The sequence below is a fragment of the Amycolatopsis sp. NPDC058340 genome, from assembly GCF_042723975.1.
Classification (GTDB): domain Bacteria; phylum Actinomycetota; class Actinomycetes; order Mycobacteriales; family Pseudonocardiaceae; genus Amycolatopsis.
The window spans coordinates 99,225-120,268 of the sequence record NZ_JBHXIB010000006.1; the positions used below are offsets into that span (position 1 = coordinate 99,225).

General features: G+C 69.6%; 17 protein-coding genes. 8 read left to right on the forward strand and 9 right to left on the reverse strand.

All coding sequences use genetic code 11. The features are described 5' to 3' along the window. The 3 genes from ACFWIW_RS10355 to ACFWIW_RS10365 are packed head-to-tail and all read right to left on the reverse strand — an operon-like array spanning position 1 to position 3,195. Complete coding sequence (locus ACFWIW_RS10355) at positions 1-1,044, reverse strand: hypothetical protein (protein WP_378368148.1); 1,044 nt, start codon at positions 1,042-1,044, stop codon at positions 1-3. After that, positions 1,041-2,348, reverse strand: a complete 1,308-nt coding sequence (locus tag ACFWIW_RS10360) for a hypothetical protein (protein ID WP_378368149.1) — start codon at positions 2,346-2,348, stop codon at positions 1,041-1,043. Before ACFWIW_RS10360 ends, ACFWIW_RS10355 begins: the two co-directional genes overlap by 4 nt. Positions 2,349-2,376: 28 nt before the next feature. Then, positions 2,377-3,195 (reverse strand): SMI1/KNR4 family protein, encoded by an 819-nt coding sequence (locus tag ACFWIW_RS10365; protein WP_378368150.1) that lies wholly within the window; start codon positions 3,193-3,195, stop codon positions 2,377-2,379. 155 nt (positions 3,196-3,350) lie between these two features. Between ACFWIW_RS10365 and ACFWIW_RS10370 the strand changes: the two genes are divergently transcribed. Next, positions 3,351-6,335 (forward strand): family 16 glycoside hydrolase, encoded by a 2,985-nt coding sequence (locus tag ACFWIW_RS10370; protein WP_378368151.1) that lies wholly within the window; start codon positions 3,351-3,353, stop codon positions 6,333-6,335. A 57-nt stretch (positions 6,336-6,392) separates the two neighbouring features. Here the strand turns inward: ACFWIW_RS10370 and ACFWIW_RS10375 are convergent, their stop codons facing one another. Further along, a complete protein-coding gene (locus ACFWIW_RS10375) occupies positions 6,393-7,145 on the reverse strand; it encodes an EI24 domain-containing protein (protein ID WP_378368152.1) in 753 nt (250 codons plus the stop codon). 9 nt (positions 7,146-7,154) lie between these two features. After that, on the reverse strand, positions 7,155-8,495 hold the full coding sequence (locus ACFWIW_RS10380; RefSeq protein ID WP_378368153.1) for an FAD-binding protein: 1,341 nt from the start codon (positions 8,493-8,495) through the stop codon (positions 7,155-7,157). 81 nt (positions 8,496-8,576) lie between these two features. On the opposite strand from ACFWIW_RS10380, the gene ACFWIW_RS10385 reads away from it, so the two are divergent. Then, positions 8,577-9,749: an MFS transporter gene (locus ACFWIW_RS10385; RefSeq protein ID WP_378368154.1), complete on the forward strand. Its 1,173-nt coding sequence runs from the start codon at positions 8,577-8,579 to the stop codon at positions 9,747-9,749. Beyond that, positions 9,746-10,162: a Dabb family protein gene (locus ACFWIW_RS10390; protein WP_378368155.1), complete on the forward strand. Its 417-nt coding sequence runs from the start codon at positions 9,746-9,748 to the stop codon at positions 10,160-10,162. Before ACFWIW_RS10385 ends, ACFWIW_RS10390 begins: the two co-directional genes overlap by 4 nt. Positions 10,163-10,170: 8 nt before the next feature. Here the strand turns inward: ACFWIW_RS10390 and ACFWIW_RS10395 are convergent, their stop codons facing one another. Further along, complete coding sequence (locus ACFWIW_RS10395) at positions 10,171-11,166, reverse strand: hypothetical protein (protein ID WP_378368156.1); 996 nt, start codon at positions 11,164-11,166, stop codon at positions 10,171-10,173. Positions 11,167-11,293: 127 nt separating this feature from the next. On the opposite strand from ACFWIW_RS10395, the gene ACFWIW_RS10400 reads away from it, so the two are divergent. From ACFWIW_RS10400 to ACFWIW_RS10410, 3 genes are all read left to right on the forward strand, one after another. Further along, entirely contained in the window at positions 11,294-11,866 is a 573-nt protein-coding gene (locus ACFWIW_RS10400; RefSeq protein WP_378368157.1) for a TetR/AcrR family transcriptional regulator, read from the forward strand. An 8-nt stretch (positions 11,867-11,874) separates the two neighbouring features. After that, complete coding sequence (locus tag ACFWIW_RS10405) at positions 11,875-13,017, forward strand: GDSL-type esterase/lipase family protein (protein ID WP_378368158.1); 1,143 nt, start codon at positions 11,875-11,877, stop codon at positions 13,015-13,017. A gap of 262 nt (positions 13,018-13,279) precedes the next feature. Further along, positions 13,280-14,374: a trypsin gene (locus tag ACFWIW_RS10410; protein WP_378368159.1), complete on the forward strand. Its 1,095-nt coding sequence runs from the start codon at positions 13,280-13,282 to the stop codon at positions 14,372-14,374. Positions 14,375-14,392: 18 nt separating this feature from the next. Here ACFWIW_RS10410 and ACFWIW_RS10415 read toward each other — a convergent pair whose 3' ends face one another. Continuing rightward, positions 14,393-15,289 (reverse strand): LysR family transcriptional regulator, encoded by an 897-nt coding sequence (locus tag ACFWIW_RS10415; protein WP_378368160.1) that lies wholly within the window; start codon positions 15,287-15,289, stop codon positions 14,393-14,395. Positions 15,290-15,369: 80 nt separating this feature from the next. Between ACFWIW_RS10415 and ACFWIW_RS10420 the strand changes: the two genes are divergently transcribed. Then, a complete protein-coding gene (locus ACFWIW_RS10420; protein WP_378368161.1) occupies positions 15,370-15,777 on the forward strand; it encodes a hypothetical protein in 408 nt (135 codons plus the stop codon). Beyond that, positions 15,774-17,342: a multicopper oxidase family protein gene (locus ACFWIW_RS10425; RefSeq protein ID WP_378368162.1), complete on the forward strand. Its 1,569-nt coding sequence runs from the start codon at positions 15,774-15,776 to the stop codon at positions 17,340-17,342. Before ACFWIW_RS10420 ends, ACFWIW_RS10425 begins: the two co-directional genes overlap by 4 nt. A 54-nt stretch (positions 17,343-17,396) precedes the next feature. On the opposite strand, the gene ACFWIW_RS10430 is transcribed toward ACFWIW_RS10425, so the two are convergent. Continuing rightward, positions 17,397-18,146: a fumarylacetoacetate hydrolase family protein gene (locus ACFWIW_RS10430; RefSeq protein WP_378368163.1), complete on the reverse strand. Its 750-nt coding sequence runs from the start codon at positions 18,144-18,146 to the stop codon at positions 17,397-17,399. Further along, positions 18,143-21,040, reverse strand: coding sequence for an FAD-binding and (Fe-S)-binding domain-containing protein (locus ACFWIW_RS10435; RefSeq protein WP_378368164.1), 2,898 nt, complete (start codon positions 21,038-21,040; stop codon positions 18,143-18,145). Before ACFWIW_RS10435 ends, ACFWIW_RS10430 begins: the two co-directional genes overlap by 4 nt. Positions 21,041-21,044 lie beyond the last annotated feature (4 nt).

Below are 21,044 nucleotides of genomic sequence, written 5' to 3' on the forward strand. Positions count from 1 at the left end.
TCAGAACTCCTCGTCGGCGGAAGCGGCCGCCGCCCGTTCGGCCAGCGTCCTGATCTCGGGCGGGCGGGCCCGCACGAGCGCGACCACCTCCGCCCGGTCTTCCGCCGTCGTCCCGGCGACACTCTCGTCCGCCACCCCGACGACGACGGCGATCTGTCCACTATGGACACGCACCGCGAGCCGGGCCGCGGCCTCGTCCAAGTCGGCCGTGCCGGTGAACCGCCCGGCGCCCAGCTCCAGCGGCACCTCCGCGAACGGCTCGCCCTCGTGGCTCGCGAACGCGCTGATGTCCGCGTCGGCGAACGCGCCCGCGACGACGACTTCGAGCCGGGTGGCGGCCGCGGCGGCGACGATCCGCCAGCTCACCGTGTCCTCACCGGCGTCCAGGATCCCCGGCGGAACCCGCGCCCAGTCGACGCTCGCACGTCCGCTCGCCAGTACGCCTTCACCGGGGGCGACCGGATCGGAGCCCGCGGCCAGCGCGTACGCACGCTGTCCCGGCGCCACTGTTTCCCAGCGTGCCGCGGCTTCGGCGCGGACGACGTCGTCCTGAGCGTCGAACCAGGCGGCGAGGCGGGCACACAGTCCTCGTACGTCTTCGGCGACCGGCCGCGCCACTGCCGCGAGGGCACCGTCCGCGATCGCCGCGTCGAACAGCTCCGCCGGGGAGGCTTCGAAACCGTCGAGCAGCCCTTCGGCCAGGTCTTCCACGTCGGCCGTCGCGACCGCCGTTTCGAGGTCCAGCAACGCCGGGTCCAGCGAGGGGACTCCGAGCGACGGACCGGCCGGCCACCAGCGACGGAGCCACAGCAGCAGCGCGAGCCTGCCCAATTCCGGCCGGGCGGGGAGATCCGCCTGGCCTTGGCCGAGGGCGGCGAGGCTCGCTTCCGCGCCCACGAGCCGGGTCAGCCACGGTTCGGCGGCCCCGGCGTCACTGAGCTCGACGCGCATCGTGGTCGTCCGGCCCGCGAGGAGGTCGGAGAGGGCGAAGCTGATGAGACCGCCGTCGGCCGCGACGACGGGGGTGTGCACCGGATGCGTCACGACACGGCCTCCAGATCGGGCAGGCGGGCCATGAGCGCGCGACGCACCTTCGTCCGCAGATCCAGCGACGTCGAGCGGACCACGCCCGTGACGAGGTCGCGGACGTCGGCGGCATCGGCGGGCAGATCGCCGCGGACGTCGAAGCCGTGCAGCCGGATCCACAGCCTGCCGAGGAAGTGCTTGGCGAACTCGCGAAGATCGCGCAGGAGTTCGGCGTCGGGCCTCGGGGTGAGCGGTGTGGCCCCGGCCAGAGCGCGGCGGGCGTGCAACACGTAACCCTCGCGCGCGACTTGCGCGTTGAGCCGCCGCGCGAACTCGGGGACGACGGCGGGTGCCGCACCGTCGAGCGGCCGCAGCGCGGGGGCGAGGACGACGCCCAGCGCGAAGCAGGCGGCCAGCGCGGGCAGGCCGAGCCCGAATCCGGCGGCGGCCCGGGTGAGTTCGTCGTCGACGAGGTCCTCGACGGGCGCCCGTTCGTCCGGGGGAAGACGGCGCAAAGTGGCGCGCACGCGGCGTTCGACACTGCGTTCGAGGAGTTCGGCGCCGGTTTCGTCGCGGCGACTCAAGGGCGGGACGGCGGTGCGTTCCCCGCGCTGCAGACCGAGATCCGGTGCGGGCAGCCCGGAGATCTCCCGGACGATCTCGCCGAGCGCCCGTGTCCCTCCCGGCTGTCTCAACCTGAGCCCGAGAGCGTGCCCGGTGGCCGAATCGGCGAGGGCGTGCCAAGCGCTGTCGGAAAGATCGTCGACGAACGCCCGGAGCGCGGCGATGTCTTGCGGTACGGCGGATTCGGCGTGCCAGCGGCGACGCAACTCCGCGGTCAGCCGCGCCTCGTGCCGCGGGTCCGCGAGATACGCGGTGAGCTGATCCACACCCGCCGTGCCGCCCTCGCCGTGCAGATCCCGCAACGCCGCCGCGGCCGTCTCCGCCGCGCCGGGCCCCGGCGAGCCGAAACCCGTCGCCAGTTCGTACGCCAGCGGGAAACAGACGTCCTGCACGTTGCCCGCCGTGATGCGCAAGGCGCGGCGCTGACGTTTGAGATGGGTGAACCACGCGGCCGTCGCGCGCAGCCTGTCCGCGTCGGCGAGCAGGAGTTCCGTCAGCTCCGCCGCCGTGGCCGGGTCCAGTACGGGACGGCCGAGCCGGGGACGCGCCGCCGTGCGGATCACCAGCGGGTCGATGATCTTCTTGATCGTCCGGGTCAGCGGCCCGCCGTCGGCCGAGGACAGGACCTCGACACCGTCGATGCGCTGCCACGCCTGCGCGAGAACGGCCGACCGCAGCTCGCCCGATCCCGTCGTCACTCGCCCTCCCCCTCGCGCTGTCGCCAGCCTATCCGAGCCAGACGGATTCCCCTTCGATCGTCGTCACCGTGAGCACCTGACACCCCATCGCCTTCGTGGCGGCGAGGATCACCGCACGCGCCTCGCCATCGTCTTCCGGCGGGAACGCGACCCGGATCTGGTGCCCGTAGCAGTCTTCGTAAGTCAGCAACCAGTCCCGCGCGACGGCCTTGAAGTGGTACTGGCGGTTGCCTTCCCCTTCGTCGTGGCCCCCTCGGCCCGCGGTCGGGCTGACGGCGTCGCGAAGAATTCCGAGACGCCGTTCGAAAGACGACTCACCGCCGGAAAGCCTCACGTAGACATGGGTTCGGTCGCGGCGTGGGTCGAACCACGGATCCGAGGGTGGAGATCCGAGCAAGGGCACGTCGAGCCGCCCGCCGAAGTAGGCGCAGAGGAACGCCACCGCGCCCAGGGCGTGGCGCTCGGCACCGGCGCGGGGATTCCAGACCACGGTCGTCCAGTCGCCGGGTTCATCTCCGGTGAGCCAGCACAGCGAGTCTCCGTTCCCGGTCCGAGCCCACTCCAGCACGCCGCCGGGCTCGGGCCACAGTGCGAACGGCACAGCCTCGGGAAACTCGTCTCGGAACGCCCCTGCCGCCCCGAGGAGATCGCGCGCGGTCTCGACCAGATCATCGGGGCCCAGCAAAGAGATATCGTCGAAACTCCCTGCTCCGTAGCGCGCGGCGAGCGCTTTGAATTCGCCGGGCAGGACAAGCCCGAGCGCCTTCTCGGCCGCCTGCCAATCGCCATCGGCAACAGGATCCTCCGGCGGTGGAATCAGCCGGATCAGGTCATCGAGGTTCCCCACGCCGAGACTCTATGACAGCCGCCTCATTCGGTGAGGCACGACCGTTCGGACTAACTTTCGTCCGTTCTGTACATACTTTCGTTGACTTCGATCGAAAGTCCTCTTAGGTTCAGCGGCGTCACAGAGGTGCTCCGCCGCCGACCCGAGGAGCAACGATGCTTCCGTTTGTCCGCAAGCGCTTCAACCGGTCCATCGTCGCCTCGCTGGCGCTGGTCACGGCACTGTCGGGGCTGACGACAGCCCCGGCCGAAGCGGCCATCCCACCCCAGCAACCCGGTGTCACGCTCCGCACGTACGACCTCCAGCGCGAGCTCACCAAGCTCTGCGCGATCAAATCCGGCCAGACCCCCAACGTCGACAAGCTGATGCCGACGATCAACTGGACCACCACCGCCGACTTCGGGCTCGACGAACGCTTCGTCTCCGAGGTCATCGGGAACATCAACATCGCCACCGCGGGCCAGTACGAATTCCGGCTCACCAGCGACGACGGCTCCCGGCTCCGGATCGACGGCCAGCCGGTGATCAACCACGACGGCCTGCACGGGGCGACCCCGGCCACCGGGTCGGTGCAGCTGAGCACCGGCTACCACGCGCTGCGGATCGACCATTTCGACAACACCAACGACCAGCAGGTCACCCTCGAATGGCGGCCGCCGGGCGCGGCGGATTTCGCGCTCGTGCCGAATTCGGTGCTCAGCACCGACGCCGACGTCGTGCGGGTGACCTCGCCGGGGCGCAAGGAATGCGAGGGCGCCACGGACTCCCCCGGTGACGGCCTGCCGCTGAACGGCGTCCATCCCGGCTTCACGCTGACGAATCTGCGTCCCGAGGGATTCCAGCCGCAGGTCACCGGCATGGACTGGCTGCCGGACGGGCGGCTCGCCATCGCCACCTGGGGCGGCTCCGACAAGGTCCTCGGCGAGGTCCACCTGCTGAGCAACGTCAGCGGGAACACCGACCCGAGCAAGGTCCGCACGAAGCGCGTCGCCAGCGGGCTCAAGGAACCGATGGGCGTCAAGTACGTCGACGGCAAGCTGTACGTCTCGGAGAAGACGCGCCTGGTCGAACTGAACGACACCGACGGCGACGGCGTGACCGACGACTACCGCACGGTCGCCACCTGGCCGTTCGGCGGCAACTTCCACGAGTTCGCGTTCGGCCTGCTGTACAAGGACGGCTTCTTCTACGCCAACCTTTCCGTGTCCATCAACTACGGCGGCGCCACGACCAACCCGCAGCCCGCGCCCAACCGCGGCACGACGATCAAGGTCGAGAAGGCCACCGGCAAGGTTTCCTACATCGCCGGTGGGCTGCGCACTCCGCACGGCATCGGCTGGGGACCGGAAGGCGACGTCTTCGTCACCGACAACCAGGGCGGCTGGCTTCCGGCGAACAAGCTCGTACGGGTCAAACAGGATCGTTTCTTCAACCACTACACCAATCCCGCGGGACCGTTCGACGCGAAGCCGGTGACCGCGCCGGTGTTGTGGTTGCCGCACAACGAGATCGCGAACTCACCGAGCAACATGGTCATGCTGCCGAACGGCCCGTTCGCCGGGCAGATGGTGTACGGCGACGTGACCTACGGCGGGCTGCAGCGAGCGTTCCTGGAGAAGGTCAACGGCGAGTATCAGGGCGCGGTGTTCCGTATGACGCAAGGGCTCGAGTCGGGCGTCAGCCGGATCAGCCTCGGCCCCGACGGCGCGATCTACACCGGCGGCATCGACGGCGGCGGGAACTGGGGCCAGCCCGGCAAACTCGCCTACGGCCTGCAGAAGGTGACGCCCAACGGCACGAACGCCTTCGACATCCGGGCGATGCGGGCCGTCGCGGGCGGATTCGAACTCGAGTACACCCAGCCGCTGTCGGCCGAGACCGCGCAGAACCTCGCGGCGAAGTACCAGGCACAGCAGTGGCGCTACCAGCCCACGCCGGCCTACGGCGGCCCGAAGATCGACGAACAGACCCTGTCCGTCACCTCCGCGAGCCTGTCGGCCGACCGCAAGAAGGTCACGCTGCAGGTGGCCGGGCTGAAGGCCGGGCACGTGGTGCACCTGCGGTCGCCGCGTCCGTTCGCCTCGGAGTCCGGTGCGGCGCTGTGGAGCACCGAAGCCTGGTACACGCTCAACTCCCTGGTCGGCGGTCCTCCGGCGAGCACGACCTACGAGGCGGAGCGGGCCGCGCTGAGCGGTGGGGCGGGGACGAACACGAACCACGCCGGCTACACGGGCACCGGGTTCGTCGACGGCTACTGGAACCAGGGGGCCGCGACGACGTTCACCGTGAACGCGCCGAAGTCCGGCGCCTACAACGCGGCCTTGCGCTACTCGAACGGCCCGGATCCGGCGCCGGGGACCAAATCGGTGACCGTCTACGTCAACGGGACGAAGGTGAAACAGGTCAGGCTCGCGAGCACCGGCAACTGGGACACTTGGAACACCCAGCCCGAGACGCTGAACCTCAAAGCCGGGTCGAACACGATCTCCTATCGCTACGATGCGGGTGACGCGGGCAACGTCAATCTGGACAGCCTGACGCTGACCGAATCCCGGCGCATCCAGTTGTTCAAGGGCACCGATCTGAACGCGTGGGAGAAACGTGCGGGCGGCGCCGCGACCTGGCCGGTGTCCGGCGGTGCGATGGAGTCGCTCGGCGGGGACATCCGCACGAAGCAGCAGTTCGGCGATTTCCGGCTGCACGTCGAGTGGAACGAGCCGGACTATCCGCCGGAGGTCGCCGGGCAGCAGAGGGGCAACAGCGGGGTCTACCTCCAGGAACGCTATGAACTGCAGGTGCTCGAATCCTTCGGGGACACCACGCTCGCGAACAACGAAGCTGGCGCGATCTACTCGAAGAAGGCACCTGACCGGAACATGGCGACGGCGCCGGGGACCTGGCAGACCTACGACGTCACCTTCCGTGCCGCCCGGTTCGACGGTGCCGGGAACAAGACCGACAACGCCCGCGTGACCGTGGTGTGGAACGGCGTCGTGGTCCACAACGACGTCGCGATCGACGGCGGTACGGGCGACAGCATCCCGGAGAGCGCGGCACCGGGCGCGATCCGCCTGCAGGACCACGGGGATCCGGGTGAGAACCCGCGGTTCCGCAACATCTGGATCGAACCCATCGCCTAGCTTCGGCACTGTCCGTGAAGGCCTCCTTGAGGGACCCTGGGTCCCTCAAGGAGGCCTTCACGGAGTTGCCGCCTCCGCCGCCAGGACATCGCGCGCGACGAGCACGCCGCCGACGAAACCGGCCGGCATCACGATCAGCGCGGCGAACGGGATCAGGCACAGCAGTGACACGGGAAGCCCCAGCCCGATGGCGAGCGCGCGGTGCCGCCGCAGCAGCGGACGACGCTGCTTCAGACCCATCCCGCGCCGGTAGAACGGCACGGCGATCAGTTCCAGCGCCAGGAACCACGCCGTCACCAAGGCCAGCAGTACCGGCACCACGGTCTGCCCCACCACGGGGACGAAGCCCGCGATCAGCAGCGGGATGGTGAACATCAGCGAACGCAGCACCAGCGCCAGGCCGTCCTTCAGCCCCATCACCAGCAACCGCCACCACGACAGGTCCACCGCGCCGGGCACGCCGCCTAGGTCGTCCTCGACCTTCTCGGCGATGTGCTCGTAGAACGGCCCTCCGACGGCGAGGGTGATCGCCGTGAAACCGATCATGGCGATCGCCAGCACCGCCCCGAACACGGCGACGCCTACCGCCACCCGGACCGTCGTCTGCCAGCCCGGTGACCAGTCGTCGGCGAACGGCGTGATCAGCAGCGAGAGATCGTCGATCCAGAACGCGAGCGCGACGATCCCGCCGATCAGCAGCACCGTGGTCAGCAACGCGGGCAGCGCGCCGATCAGCAGCAGCCTCGGCGACCGCGCCAGGATGCCGAGGCCTCGCCCGAACATCCCGATACCCTTGAAGAAATCCCGCATCGGACATTTCTACCAGTGCAGGCCCTGGCCCGGGTTGAGCAGGTTCCCCGGCGCGTACCGGGCCTTGGCTTCGGCGAGTTTCGGCCAGGCGTCGCCGAAATGCGCGCGCCAGTCCTCTGTGGACATCGGCAGCGCGTTCGACGGATAGACCTTTCCGCCAAGGCCGCGCGCCTTCCGGTAGAGGTCCACATTGAGCTCCAGCAGGCGCGCGTTGTGCAGCGGATCCTCGGGAGAACCGACCCGCAGCGGGGAAAAGAGCCACGAGACCTCACCCGGCGGCACGCTGAACAGGGCGGTCTTCAACCGGTCGTTCCGCACCGGGTAAAGGAGGATCAGGCCGGTGGCGCCCAGTTCGGGTTCGCCGGTGGCGGCGAGGGTTTCGGCGACGAACCGCTCGACCGTGTCGTCGGTGAGGAACACGTTCAGCCACGGATGCGGATGGAACCAGCTTCCCACCGCCCGGAGCGCCGCCTCCCCGTCGGCCATCCGGTTCAGGAAATCGAAATAGGCCGTGTCCTCGTCTTCGGATTCGTCGAAGTCGAGCGAGTCCAGCAACGCGGACTCGTCCGGCTCGGCGGGCGGTGTGTAGTAGGCGACCGCCTCCAGCATGTACCGCCAGCCGCCCTCGACCGGGATCAGCTGCCCCTCCACGTAGTCGAAACGACCGTCACGGACCACGGCGCGTTGATCGGCAAGGAACGCCGGAAGCGTGTCGTAGTAGAGCTTCCACCGGCGGGCGCGGGCCGGGGCCGGGGTCAGCCGCAGTGTCACGCGGGTGATCACCCCGCATTGCCCGAGACCGGCGAGGACGGCGTCGAACAGATCCGCGTTCGTGTCGCGGGAGCAGGTGCGCACCTCGCCGGTGCCGGTGACGACCTCCAGTTCCGCCACGCCGTCGGTCTGCGTGCCGTGGTGGTGGGTCGCGCCGCCGATCCCGCCGACCACCAGCGTGCCCGCGACGGTCAGCTCGAGATAGTCGGTGAGCACCGGCGGTGCCAGCCCGTGCGGCAACGTCGTTTCCAGTACCTCCCGCCAGCGGGCACCGGCGTCCACCGACACCAGATCACCGGTGACCACCCGGCGCGGCGGCAGCGAGGTCATGTCCAGCACGATCCCGCCGTCGACCTGCCCCTGCCCGTACGGCGAATGCCCGGCGCCCCGGGCGGCGACCGGAAGTCCTCGCGCGGCGGCGAACCTGAGCACGACCGCCACATCGGTCGCCGAAGCGGGCCTCACCACCAGGCCGGGCCTCGCATGGATCAGATTCCCCCAGTCCTTGCCGGCGACGGACAAGGCGGCTTCTCCGGTGAGGATCTCTCCGGCGATGGCGGGCAGGATCTCGTCGGTCATGATCGCACGCTACCGAGCGTGGGCGCACATAGGCGATTTTCACCGACGCGAACCCCGGCGTCCTGCTGCGAGGTTGGTGGCGTGACGGACACCTTGGCACCGACGCGGCAGGCCCGCGGCACCGTGCTGGCCGCGGCGACGCTGACCATCATGGCCGCGGCGATCATCGCGCCCAGCCTGCCCGCGATGCGGGAGGACTTCGCCGATACGCCCGGTTCGGGGCTTCTCGTCCGGTTGGCGCTGACCGTGACCTCGCTCGCGATCGCGATCAGCGCGCCCCTCTCCGGGCTCGTCGCGGATCGTGTCGGACGCCGTCCGCTGCTCTTGTCGGGGCTGGTGCTCTACGCAGTTTCCGGTACGGCCGGGTTCTTCGTGGACGACCTCCACCTGCTGCTGATCACCAGGGCGGGGCTCGGGCTGGCCGTCGGCGGGATCATGACCGCGGTCAGCACCCTGATCACCGACTGGTTCACCGTCGAACGCCGTGCCTCGTTCCTCGGTCTGCAGCAGGCTTTCGCGAGCCTTGGCGGCGTCGTCTTCCTGCCGCTGGCCGGGCTGCTGGCCACGGTGAGCTGGCAGGCGCCGTTCTGGATCTACTCGGTTTCGGCGATCGTGGCGGTCTTCGCGATCGTGTCCCTGCGCGAACCGGTGCGGGACAGCCCCTCGGTCAGGGACGAGAGCCGGGCGCGGCTGCCCGCTCGCATTTTCGGCGTGTACGTCCTGGCGTTGGTGGTGACGCTGGTCTTCTACATGGCGCCGACACAGTTGCCGTTCCTGTTGGCGGGATTCGGCAGCGGGCCGGTCGTCACCGGCGTCGTGGTCGCCGGGAGCACCTTGACCGGCGCCGCCGGCGCGCTGGCCTTCCCCCGGCTGCGTGGGCGTATGGGCCCGGCGGCGATCACCACCGTCAGCGTCGCGCTCATGGGCGCGGGCTGGCTGGTGATCGGTACCGCGGGCACCGTCGCCCAGGTCGTGGCGGGACTGCTCGTGGGCGGGCTCGGCGTCGGTTTCGTGGTCCCGAACCTGAACCTGCGCCTGGCCGGGTTCGCCGATCCCGCGCGGCGCGGCCGGGTGCTCAGCGGACTGGTCGCCGGGATCTTCCTCGGCCAGTTCCTGTCCCCGCTCGTCGTCCAGCCACTCGTCGAGGGCATCGGCATCGCCGGCGCGTTCACCTGGACCGGCGTCGCCCTGGGGACCGGAGCGGCACTCGCCGCTCTTCTCTCGAACCGGAACAACGGAAAGGAAACACGATGATCTACCACGGCAACCGTTTCACCCTGCGGTCCGATGCCTCCCCGGAGCAGGTCGAGGAGGCCTTGGAGAGCCTGCGTAACCAGGGCCGGGTCATCCCGGCGGTGAAGTCCTTCGTCGTCGGCCGCGATTTCGGCGGCGACTACGAATGGGGTGCGGTTTTCGCGATCGAAGACCTCGACGGGTACTGGGAGTACCTCATGCACCCGGCGCACCGGAACACCGACCGGGTCGGCCTCCCGCTGGTCGACCGGTTCGCGTCCTTCGACGTCACCGACGACCCGGATCCGGAGATGGGTGCGAAGATCGCCGAACTGCACCAGCGCCGCTACGACAACGATGCCGAGCTGACCCGGCTGATCTCCGACCTCGGCGAGTACTCCGGCAGCGCCGCGCCGGGAAAGCACGGAGCCTGACCACGGCGTCAGCCACCGTCCGCGAGTGAGCCGCTGCCATCGGGGCCGGTCACGATCACCCGGCTGCTCACCGCGGTCCCGAACGGGATGATCGTGACCTGCCACGTCCGCGGCTCCCCGACGTGGATGGTCGCGTTCGCCCGCTGGACCAGGGCAGGGACGCGGTCGACCGCCAGCTCTCGGAGGTCGAACCGCGGCACCTGGGCGTCCGTCGGGGCGAAGACCACGGTCAGCCGCCGGTCCTCGACCACCGCGGTGATCACTCGGGAAACATCCGTTGCCAGCGCCAGCGAGTCGATCGCCCGGCGCAACTCCCCTTCGCCGAGAAGCGACCTGTCGACGTTCACGGTCGCGGATCCCGAGGAGGACGTGGTCGTGCTCGACTGGGTTTCCTCCGCCCGGGCGGGCGCTTCCGGCGCGAACAGCTCCGCGCGGAACAGGAACAGCACGAGCGCCGCGCCGAGGGCGAACCCGAGGACCGCGAGCGCGCCGAACGCGCAGCCCTCCTCCGGTTCCTTCACCAGGCTGGATTCGGGGGCGGATTCGATCACCGCTTCGGCCACGCGGCGTTCCCACTCCGGTGACAGCCGCTCGACGACCTCCGCCTTCCACGGCCGGTCCGGCTGGTACCGCACGACGAGGACGTCGCCCGGCCGGTAATCCGGGAGGTCGACCAGGTTGATGCTGTGAGTGACCTTCGAACGGTAGGCCGCCTGGCCGTCGGGGGCGACGGTGAGGTCGAAGTAGACCGGGATGTCGCCCGTCTCGGTGCCGCCCGCGCGGAGGCCCTCGATCTTCGCGAGCGCGATCACCGGCGCGACCCTCGCCTCACGAGCACGCCGTGGCGCTCCGGCGAGATGGAGCAGGATTCCGTAGGCGATGGGGAGTCCGACGCCCGTGATCATCAGTGGCACGTACTCGATGACGATCCCCACGATGAACGCGCACAGGGTCGTCCCGGCGATGATCCCGGTCAGGAATCCGCGGGCGAGGGCGAGCGGCATGGGCGTGACTCCAGACTTCCGGGACGGGTCCGGTCAGTCTTGGGCGTACCTGGCGCTACCGAACCCAGGTTTCGACTTCCTAATCTCATTAGGCAAATCCAGAATGGACTATGGTACGGTGGCTGTCATGGCGAGAGCGGGACTGACCACGGAACGTGTGGTCCGAGCGGGTGCGGAGCTCGCCGACGAGATCGGCTTCGAGCACGTGACCCCCACGGAGCTCGCGAAGCGGTGCGGCGTCAAGACGGCGAGCCTGTATTCGCACGTGCGGAACGCCCACGAGCTGAAGACCGAGATCGCCCTGCTGGCCTTGGCCGAACTCGCCGATCTCGCCGCCGCCGCGGTGGCGGGACTGGCGGGCAAGGACGCGCTGATCGCCTTGGCGAACGTCCACCGTGACTACGCGCTCGAACACCCCGGCAGGTTCGCCGCCGCGAGATTCCGGCTCGCCCCGGAACAGGCGTCCACCAGCGCCGGTGTCCGGCACGCCGAGCTGATGCGGGCGATCCTGCGTGGCTACGACCTGGCCGAGCCGCACCGGACGCACGCGATCCGGCTGCTGGGCAGTGTGTTCAGCGGCTTCGTCGGCCTGGAGGCCGCCGGAGGTTTCAGCCACAGCACCCCCGGCTCACAGGAGAGCTGGACCGAGATCCTCGACGCGCTCGACGTCCTGCTGCGCGCTTGGCCACGAACGAAATGAACGGAAGAATGCCCACCACCCCGATCACCGCCGACCTCGTCCGCGGCGCGCTGGACCTCGAGTACACCGAGCGCGGCGTGCTCCCCCACCGGCTGCCCGCCAGGGCCAGGCAGCAGATCCCCGACGGCCAGCTGGCCATGGCGGAAGCGCAGCCGTCCGGCGTGCGGCTGGTCTTCCGCAGCACGGCGTCGCTCATCGAACTGGACGTCCTTGCCACCAAACGGGTCTTCGCCGGCATACCGCCCCGGCCCGACGGCGTCTACGAGCTGTACGTCGACGGCGTGCTCGCCGGGCACGCGAGCGTGACCGAGGGCGACACGATCACCGTCGACCTGGCCACCGGCACCGCGCGGCACCAGCCCGGCCCCGTCCGGACCCTGCGGTTCGACGGGCTGCCCGCGCACGAGAAGACCGTCGAGATCTGGCTGCCGCACAACGAAACGACACGGCTCGTCGCCCTGCGCACCGACGCGACCGTCCACAGTGTCCAGTCATCCGATCGCAAGACCTGGCTGCACCACGGCAGTTCCATCAGCCAGGGGTCCAACGCGGCGACCCCGACCGGGATCTGGCCCGCCAGTGCCGCGGCCATCGCCGGCGTGGAGCTGGTCAATCTCGGTTTCGGCGGCAGCGCGTTGCTCGACCCGTTCACCGCCCGCGCGATGCGGGACACGCCCGCCGACTTCGTCAGTCTCAAGATCGGGATCAACGTCGTCAACGCGGATCTGATGCGGCTGCGCGCGTTCGGCCCGGCAGTGCACGGTTTCCTCGACACCATCAGGGAAGGCCATCCCGCCACGCCGTTGCTGGTCGTTTCGCCGCTCTATTGCCCCATCCACGAGCACACGCCGGGGCCCGGCGAGTTCGACCCGGACGCCTTGCGGGAAGGAAAAGTGCGGTTCAGGGCGACCGGTGATCCTCAGGAGACCGCCGCGGGAAAGCTCACGCTCACCGTGATCCGCGACGAACTCGCCCGCATCGTCAAGGAACGGAGCGCGAACGATCCCCACCTTCGTTACCTCGACGGCCTCGAACTCTACGGCGAGGCCGACCACGCCGAGCTCCCGCTTCCCGACCACCTCCATCCGGACGCGGCCACGCACCGGCTCATCGGGGAACGCTTCGCCCGCTTGGCTTTCGACGCCTCGTGAGTGGTAAGGACGGTTAGAACCGTCCTTACCACTCACGAGCCCCATCGGTTACTGTGCGCGTATACCTCGGTAGCCCCGTTTGCGGGTACCTATTTTTCTTCCTGTCCAACGAAAGTCGGTATCCGCCACCGGTGCGGCGGATCACCATGATCGGCACCGGATCACCGGTGCCGGGTCGCCTTGGCCGTGCCCGGCGACCCCACTGTGTCCAGTGCGGCCACCCCTCGCGCTGGATCCTCCCTCGCGAAAGTGAGTCACCGGTATGCGCACAACCCCCTTGGCCCGTACCGCCACCACACTGGTGGCCGCGGCCGCGGCCGTCGGCTTCCTCGCCCCGTCCACGGCCACCGCCACCACCATCGCGGGCTACTCCCCCACGGTGCAGCACGAGGCCGTGACGTCCCTCGCCGCCGAAGCCGGGATCAGCCAGGCCGCCGCGGTCGAGTTCCTCCGGACGCAGACGGCCAGCGTCGAAACGCTGCGGAAGGTCACCGCGTCGCTCGGCTCCCGTGCCGCCGACGGTTACCTCGACGACGCCGCCAAACCGGTGGTGAACGTGCTCGACCAGGCCGCCGCCGACCAGGTGACCGCGACCGGCGCGCGGGCCCGAGTGGTCAAGCACTCCAGCGCGGCACTCGCGAGCGCGCAGAACGCCCTGCAGGCGTTGCCCACGGTCGCGCACACCTCGATCGGGCTCGACCCCAAGGCCAACCAGGTCGTGCTGACCATCTCCGACGCCGCGAAGGGCTCCGAGGCCCTCGTGAAGGCCGCGGAAGCGCTCGGCGACCGGGTCCGCGTGGAGCGGACCACCGGCGAGATGCACACCGCGATCTACAACGGCGAGGCCATCACCGGCGGCGGCACCCGCTGCTCGGCCGGGTTCAACACCAACCGCGGCGGCCAGAACTACATCCTCGACGCCGGCCACTGCACCCGCGCGGTGTCGCAGTGGAACGTCGGGCCGTCGCAGGGCGCCAGCTTCCCGACCAACGACTACGGCCTGATCCGCAACACCACCGGCAGCGCGCCCGGTGCGGTCACCCTGTGGAACGGCTCCACCCAGCGGATCGCGTCCGCCGGTTCGGCGACCGTCGGGCAGCGGATCAGCAAGAGCGGCAGCACCACCCGGCTCACCTCGGGTTCGGTGCAGCGGCTCAACGTCACGGTGAACTACGCCGAAGGCTCGGTGTACCAGCTGATCCAGACCAACGCGCTGGTCAACCCCGGCGACTCGGGCGGCTGCCTGTTCTCCGGCAGCGTCGGACTGGGCATCACCTCCGGCAAGGGCAGCGGCACCTCGTACTTCCAGCCGATCGGCGAAGCGCTGAGCGCCTACAGCGTCACGCTCAACCCGTAGGCACCTCCCGGGCCCCGGTCACCGCGACCGGGGCCCGGCCTGTGCGTGGAAGTGCTCGACGGCGTGATCACGGAACCGCCGTGCCGCGGCGGAAAGATAGGTGTCCTCGCGCCACGCGACGCTGAGCACGCGGCGGCAATCGGGATCGTCGACGTCGAGCCAGACCACCGTCCGGCTCGTTTCCGGCCGCAGTCCGAGCGAAGGCACGAACGCGAGCCCGAGGCCCGCGTCGATGAGCTGGAAGAGCACCGCGGCCTCGTCACCCTCGCAGACGATGCGGAGTTCGAGCCCGGCCTTCGCGAACAGGCGCTCGGCGAGGGCGCGCTGCCAGTATCCGGGGCGCGTGGTGAGAAAGGGCTCGCCTTCGAGGTCCGCCAGGCCGACGCGGCCACGCCCGGCCAGCCGGTGCCCGGAGGGCACGCAGAGGAACACCTGTTCGTCGAGCAGCACGCGGCTGCGGATGTCGTCGCCCGCCAAGGGCTGCGATGTGACGCACAGGTCGACGTCGCCGGATCGCAGCTTCTCCGCCATCCCCTCCGCCGACGCCTGGGACAGCCGCACGTCCACCAACGGGTGCTCGGGAACGAAGGTGCGAAGCGGCTCGGTGAGGGCGAGCAGGCTTTCGGCCGCGACGGTGACGGTGCCGCGTTCCAGCCCGGCGGCGTCGTCCAGCTCCTGCCGGGCGTCGTCGAGTTCGGCCAGCGCCCGGTCGACACGGCGGAGGAACGCGGTGCCGAACCGGTTGAGCCTGATCCGACGGCCGTGCCGGTCGAACAGCGGTACGCCGAGATCGGCTTCGAGCCTGGCCAGGGTCCGGCTGAGCGAGGGTTGCGCGACCCTTAGCTTCTCGGCCGCGCGGCCGACGTGTTCGAGCCGGGCGACGGTCTGGAAGTACCGGAGGGCCAGAAGATCCACTGCTGATACCTCGCCTGTTATGAACAGATAACCGATCTTGTCTTGGACAGCATAAGGCCTCGGCTCTTACGTTCGATCGCGTGAGTGAAACCCTGACCAGCCCGAGCCGGAAGGCGAACGGGACGCTGGTGGTGAACCGGGTGCTGGTGAGCGCCCACGCCGTCGCGATCATCGGCCAGCCGGTGTTCGCCGGCGGCTATCTCGGCGGCGATTACGACATGCTGTGGCTGCACCGCTGGGGCGCCGACGCGGTGTCGTACCTGGCGTACGCGCAGATCCTGGCGGCGTTGGTCCTCTGGCTGGTCCGCGGACCGCGCTGGCTGCTCTGGATCAGCCTGCTGCTCGCGGCGGGCGAGACCGCGCAGTACCTCGCCGGGATGGCGGGAGCGCTCGATCTGCACATCCCCCTCGGCGTCGCGCTGGTCACCGGTGCGGTGCTGACGACAATCGCCGTCTGGCGGCCGCAGACCTGGCGGGCGGGCCGATGAGCCGCCGCCTTCCCCGCAGGACCTTTCTCGGGCTCGCCGGCGGGGCCGGTGTCCTCGCCGCCGCCGGGATCGCGGCACCCCGTCTGCTGGCGCAAGGCGCGCCGGGGACCGGTGAGTTGCTGCGCAGCGGGCTCCCCTTGCCGGAACCCTTCCGGGTGCCGTTGCCGATCCCGCCGGTCCTGCGTCCACAAAGGACCGCCGACGCCGATCACTACACGATCACCCAGCGGGCGGCGACGGCCGAGATCCTGCCCGGTGTCCGGACGCCGATCTGGGGCTACGACGGGATATTCCCCGGTCCGACGATCGAATCCCGACGGGATCGGACGGTGGTGGCACACCATCGCAACGAACTTCCCGTGCCGACCGTCGTCCACCTGCACGGCGGGCACACCCCCGCCGAATCCGACGGCTACCCGACCGATCTCGTCCTGCCGCGGTCCGGCTGGAGCGGCGCGCACACCGGGCACGGCATGGTCGACGCCCGCGCCCGGATCTCGAACGGGGAGCGCGACTACGTCTTCCCGCTGCGGCAACGGGCCGCGACCCTGTGGTACCACGACCACCGCATGGACTTCACCGGTCCGGCCGTGTACCGGGGCCTCGCCGGATTCCAGCTGATCCGCGACGACGAGGAAGACGCGCTGGGGCTCCCGTCCGGGGAACGTGAACTGCCGTTGATGATCGCCGACCGTTCCTTCGACGAGCACGGCGAGTTCGCCTATCCCTCCCTCGACCGGACGCTGCGGACCACGCCGGGCGTCGAAAGTGCTTACGTGGAGGGTGTTTTCGGTGACGTGATCCTCGTCAACGGCGCGCCGTGGCCGGTGCACGAAGTCGCGGCCGCGCGGTACCGGCTGCGCTTCCTCAACGGCTCCAACGCCCGTCGCTACGACCTGGCGTTCGACCCGCCACCACCCGGCGGCGGCGGTTTCGTGCAGATCGGCGCCGACCAGGGCCTGCTCGACGCCCCGCGCGCACACGACCACCTCCCCATCGCACCGGCGGAACGGTACGACGTCGTCGTCGACTTCGGCCGGTATCCGGTCGGCACCGAAGTCACCCTCGTGAACCGGCTCGGCACCGGCTCGACCGCCCGGGTCATGCGGTTCGTCGTCGCGCGCCGCGCGGCGGACGACAGCCGTGTTCCCGCGAAGCTGAGCGAAATCCCGCCGCTCGCCCGCGAGCAGGCCACGACCACGCGCGACTTCTCGTTCCGCGCGGGCACCGTCCACGGTCGCGCGGGCTGGGTGATCGGCGGGGAACCGTTCTCACCGGATCTGATGTCGGCGAGCCCGCGCCTCGGCGACACCGAGATCTGGCGGTTCGTCGCCGACATCCACCATCCCGTGCATCTGCATCTGGTGGGATTCCGGATCCTGTCGCGCGGCGGGCGGCCGCCGGGGCCGTTCGACGGCGGTATCAAGGACACCGTCGATCTGGCCCCGGGCGAGTCGGCCGAGGTGATCGCGCGCTTCGACGGCTACCGCGGCCGCTACGTCTTCCATTGCCACAACGCCGAACACGAGGACATGGCGATGATGGCGAATTTCGAGGTGGTCTGACGGCGGTGCGGCAGGTGCCCCGCTCGTGAGTGGTAAGGACGGTTCTAACCGTCCTTACCACTCACGAGACCGGACGGGGTTGGTCAGCTCCCCGACGCCCTCGATCGCGACGGTGACCTCGTCCCCCGGCTCCATCGGCCCGACCCCGGCCGGGCTGCCGGTGAGCACGACGTCGCCGGGGCTCAGGGTGAACCAGCGGGTCACCCAAGCGAGGATCTCCGGCACCCCGAAGATCATCTCCCGGATGTCGGCCCGCTGGACGAGCCGATCGTTGATCCGCGTGGTCACTTCGAGGTCTCCGTTCTCGATGCCGGTGGTGATCCAGGGCCCGAGCGGCAGGAACGTGTCGGCACTCTTGGCCCGCGCCCATTGGCCGTCGGCCCGCCAGTCGTGCGCGGTGACGTCGTTGGCGCAGGTATAGCCCAGTACATGCACCAAAGCGTTCTCGACGGTCAGGTTCCGTGCGGTCCTGCCGATGACGACGGCCAGTTCTCCCTCGTACTCCAGGCGTTCGACCTCGGGTGGATGCAGGATCGGCTGTCCCGGGCCGGTGACGGCGTTGGGCGCCTTGAGGAACAGGGCGGGCCGCTCCGGCCAAGGGCGGCCTTTTTCCTTCAGCTGGCTGGGATAGTTGCTGCCGACGCAGACGATCGTGCGCGGCTCGCACGGCGCGAGTAGTCGGACCCCGGCGAGCGGGCCGACGACCTCACCCGCGCCGGCGGCCGGGTCGTAAGCGAATACGAGATCGCCGTCCACGCACCCGGTCCGAGCGGTTCCGCCGGCGTCGAAGCGGATCAGCCTCATGCCGGACCGCCGAGCGCCTCACGGACCAGTTCGAGCGGATGCCACGCCGTGCGGCCCGCACCGTGGAAGATCTGCTGACGGCACGAAACCCCGGTGGCGGCGACCAGCGTGCCCGCCGGTTCCTGTTCCAGCGCGGGGAAAAGACGGTCGCGCCCGACGGCCATCGACGTCTCGTAGTGCTCGGCCTCGAAACCGAACGAGCCCGCCATCCCACAGCATCCGGAGTCGATCTCGGCGACCTCCAGGCCCGGGATTCGGCGCAAGAGCGCCATCGTGGCGGCGGTGCCGACCTCCGCCTTCTGGTGGCAGTGGCCGTGGAAGACCACCCGCCGCCCGCTCAGCCACGAGCGTTCCGGAAGGTTCAGCCTGCCGTCGTCGATGGCCTCGACGAGCAGCTCCTCCACCTGACGGACGCGGTCCTTGACCTGCCGTGCTTCGGGAAGATCCGGTAGCAGCGCCAAAGTCTCGTCGCGCAGGGTGAACACGCAGGACGGCTCACAGCCGACGATCGGCGATCCCGGTTCGGTGTCGCGTGCCAAGGCCGTGACCAGTCCGGCTGCCTTCTTCTTGGCGTCGGCCAGCAGTCCTTTGGACAGGCTCGACCGTCCGCAGCAGCCCCCGGACGCGAGTTCCACCGCCCAGCCCGCGCTTTCAAGCAGCTCGATGGCCGCCTTGCCGATCCGCGGTTCGGTGAAGGTGGTGAAGGAGTCCGCGAGCCAGTTCACCGTGCCCGCCGTCCCCGGCGCCGTCACCCGGCGGCGGTTCCAGCGCACGAGGTTGTCCCGCACGAACTTCGGCAGCGGACGTTCGGCCTCGATGCCGACGGTCCGTTCCATGAGCTTGCGGAGCGGCCGGATCCGTCCGGGCACATTGGACAGTGGCGCGGTAGCCGAGCCGAGCCGGTTGAGGAACCGGATCGAGCCGAAGATCCGCGACCGCAACGGCGTGCCGTGCTCCTCGTGGTGCTGGTGCAGGGTTTCGGCCTTGAGCGAGGCCATGTCGACACTCATCGGGCATTCGCTCTTGCACGCCTTGCACATCAGGCACAGATCGAGGATCTCGTGCAGACGTTCCCCGCCGAGCGCGGCCTTCGGGTCCGGCTCGGAAAGAGCCTTGACCAGCGCGTTGGCCCGGCCGCGCGTGGAATGCTCCTCCTGCAGCGTGACCTGGTACGACGGGCACATCACGCCGCCGGTGGTCTTGCGGCACAGCCCGATGTTCATGCAGCGGTCGGCGGCGCCGCGCATCCCGCCGACGACCTCGAACGACAGCATCGTCCGCAGCGGCGGCGCGGGCGGCAGGGCGTCACGGTCGCGCAGGTTCTCGGTCATCGGGGGCGCGTCGACGATCTTGCCGGGATTCATCGTGCCCGCGGGATCGAAGAGTTTCTTGACCTGGCGCATGGCCTCGTAGAGTTCGTCGCCGAAGATCTCCCGGTTGAACTCCGAACGGGCGAGGCCGTCGCCGTGCTCGGAGGAGTTCACGCCACCGAATTCGGCCACGAGATCCTTGATCTTCTCCGCGACCGCGCGCATCGTGTCGACCTGGGCGGGGTCGGTGAGGTCGACGAACGGCCGGATGTGCAGGCAGCCGACCGAACAATGGCCGTAGAACCCGGCTTCCAGGCGGTGCTCGTCGAGGATTTCCTTGAACCGCGCGGTGTATTCGGCGAGGTGCTCGGGAGCGACGGCGGTGTCCTCGATGAACGCCAGCGGCCGCTTGGTCCCCTCCCCTGCCGCCATCAGCAGCCCGAGACTGGACTTGCGCACCTTGAGCAGCGCCGCCTGTTCGGCGGCCGTGACGAGCTTGAGCGTGTGATAGCCGTGGCCGTTGCGCTGCCAGAGCGCGGCGACCTCGTCGAGTTTGCCCGCGAGCCGAGTCTCGTCGTCGCCGGAAAAGGACACGAACAGCAGCGCTTCCGGATCACCGACGAGATGGTCGCCGAGATCGGCGTACTCGATCTTCCGCCGCGACAGATCGAGGATCGTCTTGTCCATCATCTCGACCTGATGCGGCTCACAGCTGAGCGCGTCGAGCGTCGCCGAGATCGCGCCGTGCGTCGTCGCGAAATGCCCGACCGCGTAGACGGTCTTCTCCGGCTTGGGTACCAGATCGACTTCGATCCTGGTGGCCAGCACGAGCGTGCCCTCCGCGCCGACGACGAACTTGGCCAGGTCGAAGGGTTTGCCGTCGCCATATCCGGCGAGGCGGTCGAGCCGGTAACCGCAAGCGCGCCGCCAGAACACCGGCATGCCCTTGGCGATGGCCTCCTCGTGTGCGGTGACGAGTGCGGGGAGGTCGCGGTAGATACGCCCCTCCAGGGTGTCCGCCTCGGCACGCCGCGAGCGTTCGGTCTCGCTCACCGGCTCCAGCCGGGCGGTGGAGCCGTCGGCGAGGACGACGTCCAGCGCGCGGACGTGATCGATGGTCATCCCGAAGGTCAGCGACCCGGAACCCGCCGAGTTGTTGCCGACCATGCCACCGATCGTGGCGCGGTTGCTGGTGGAGGTGTCGGGCCCGAACATCAGCCCGTGCGCGGCCGCCGCCTTGTTCAGCTGGTCCTGGACGACACCGGGTTCGACGACGGCGGTCCGCGCGACGGGATCGAGTGCGATGATCCGGTTCAGCTGCCGCGACAGGTCGAGTACCAGACCGGGGCCGACGGTCTGCCCGGCCAGGCTGGTGCCCGCACCGCGCGGGACGACGGGAATGCCGAACTCCGCCGCGGTGGCGACGGCGGCGGCGACGTCTTCGTGGTCGACCGGGAACACGACCCCGCGCGGCATGATCGAGTACATGCTCGCGTCGCGGGAGAACAGGTGGCGCGTGTAGTCGTCGAAGGCGACGTCCCCCTTGAGCCGCGTGCGCAACGCTTCTTCGAGAAGACTGGTCATCGCC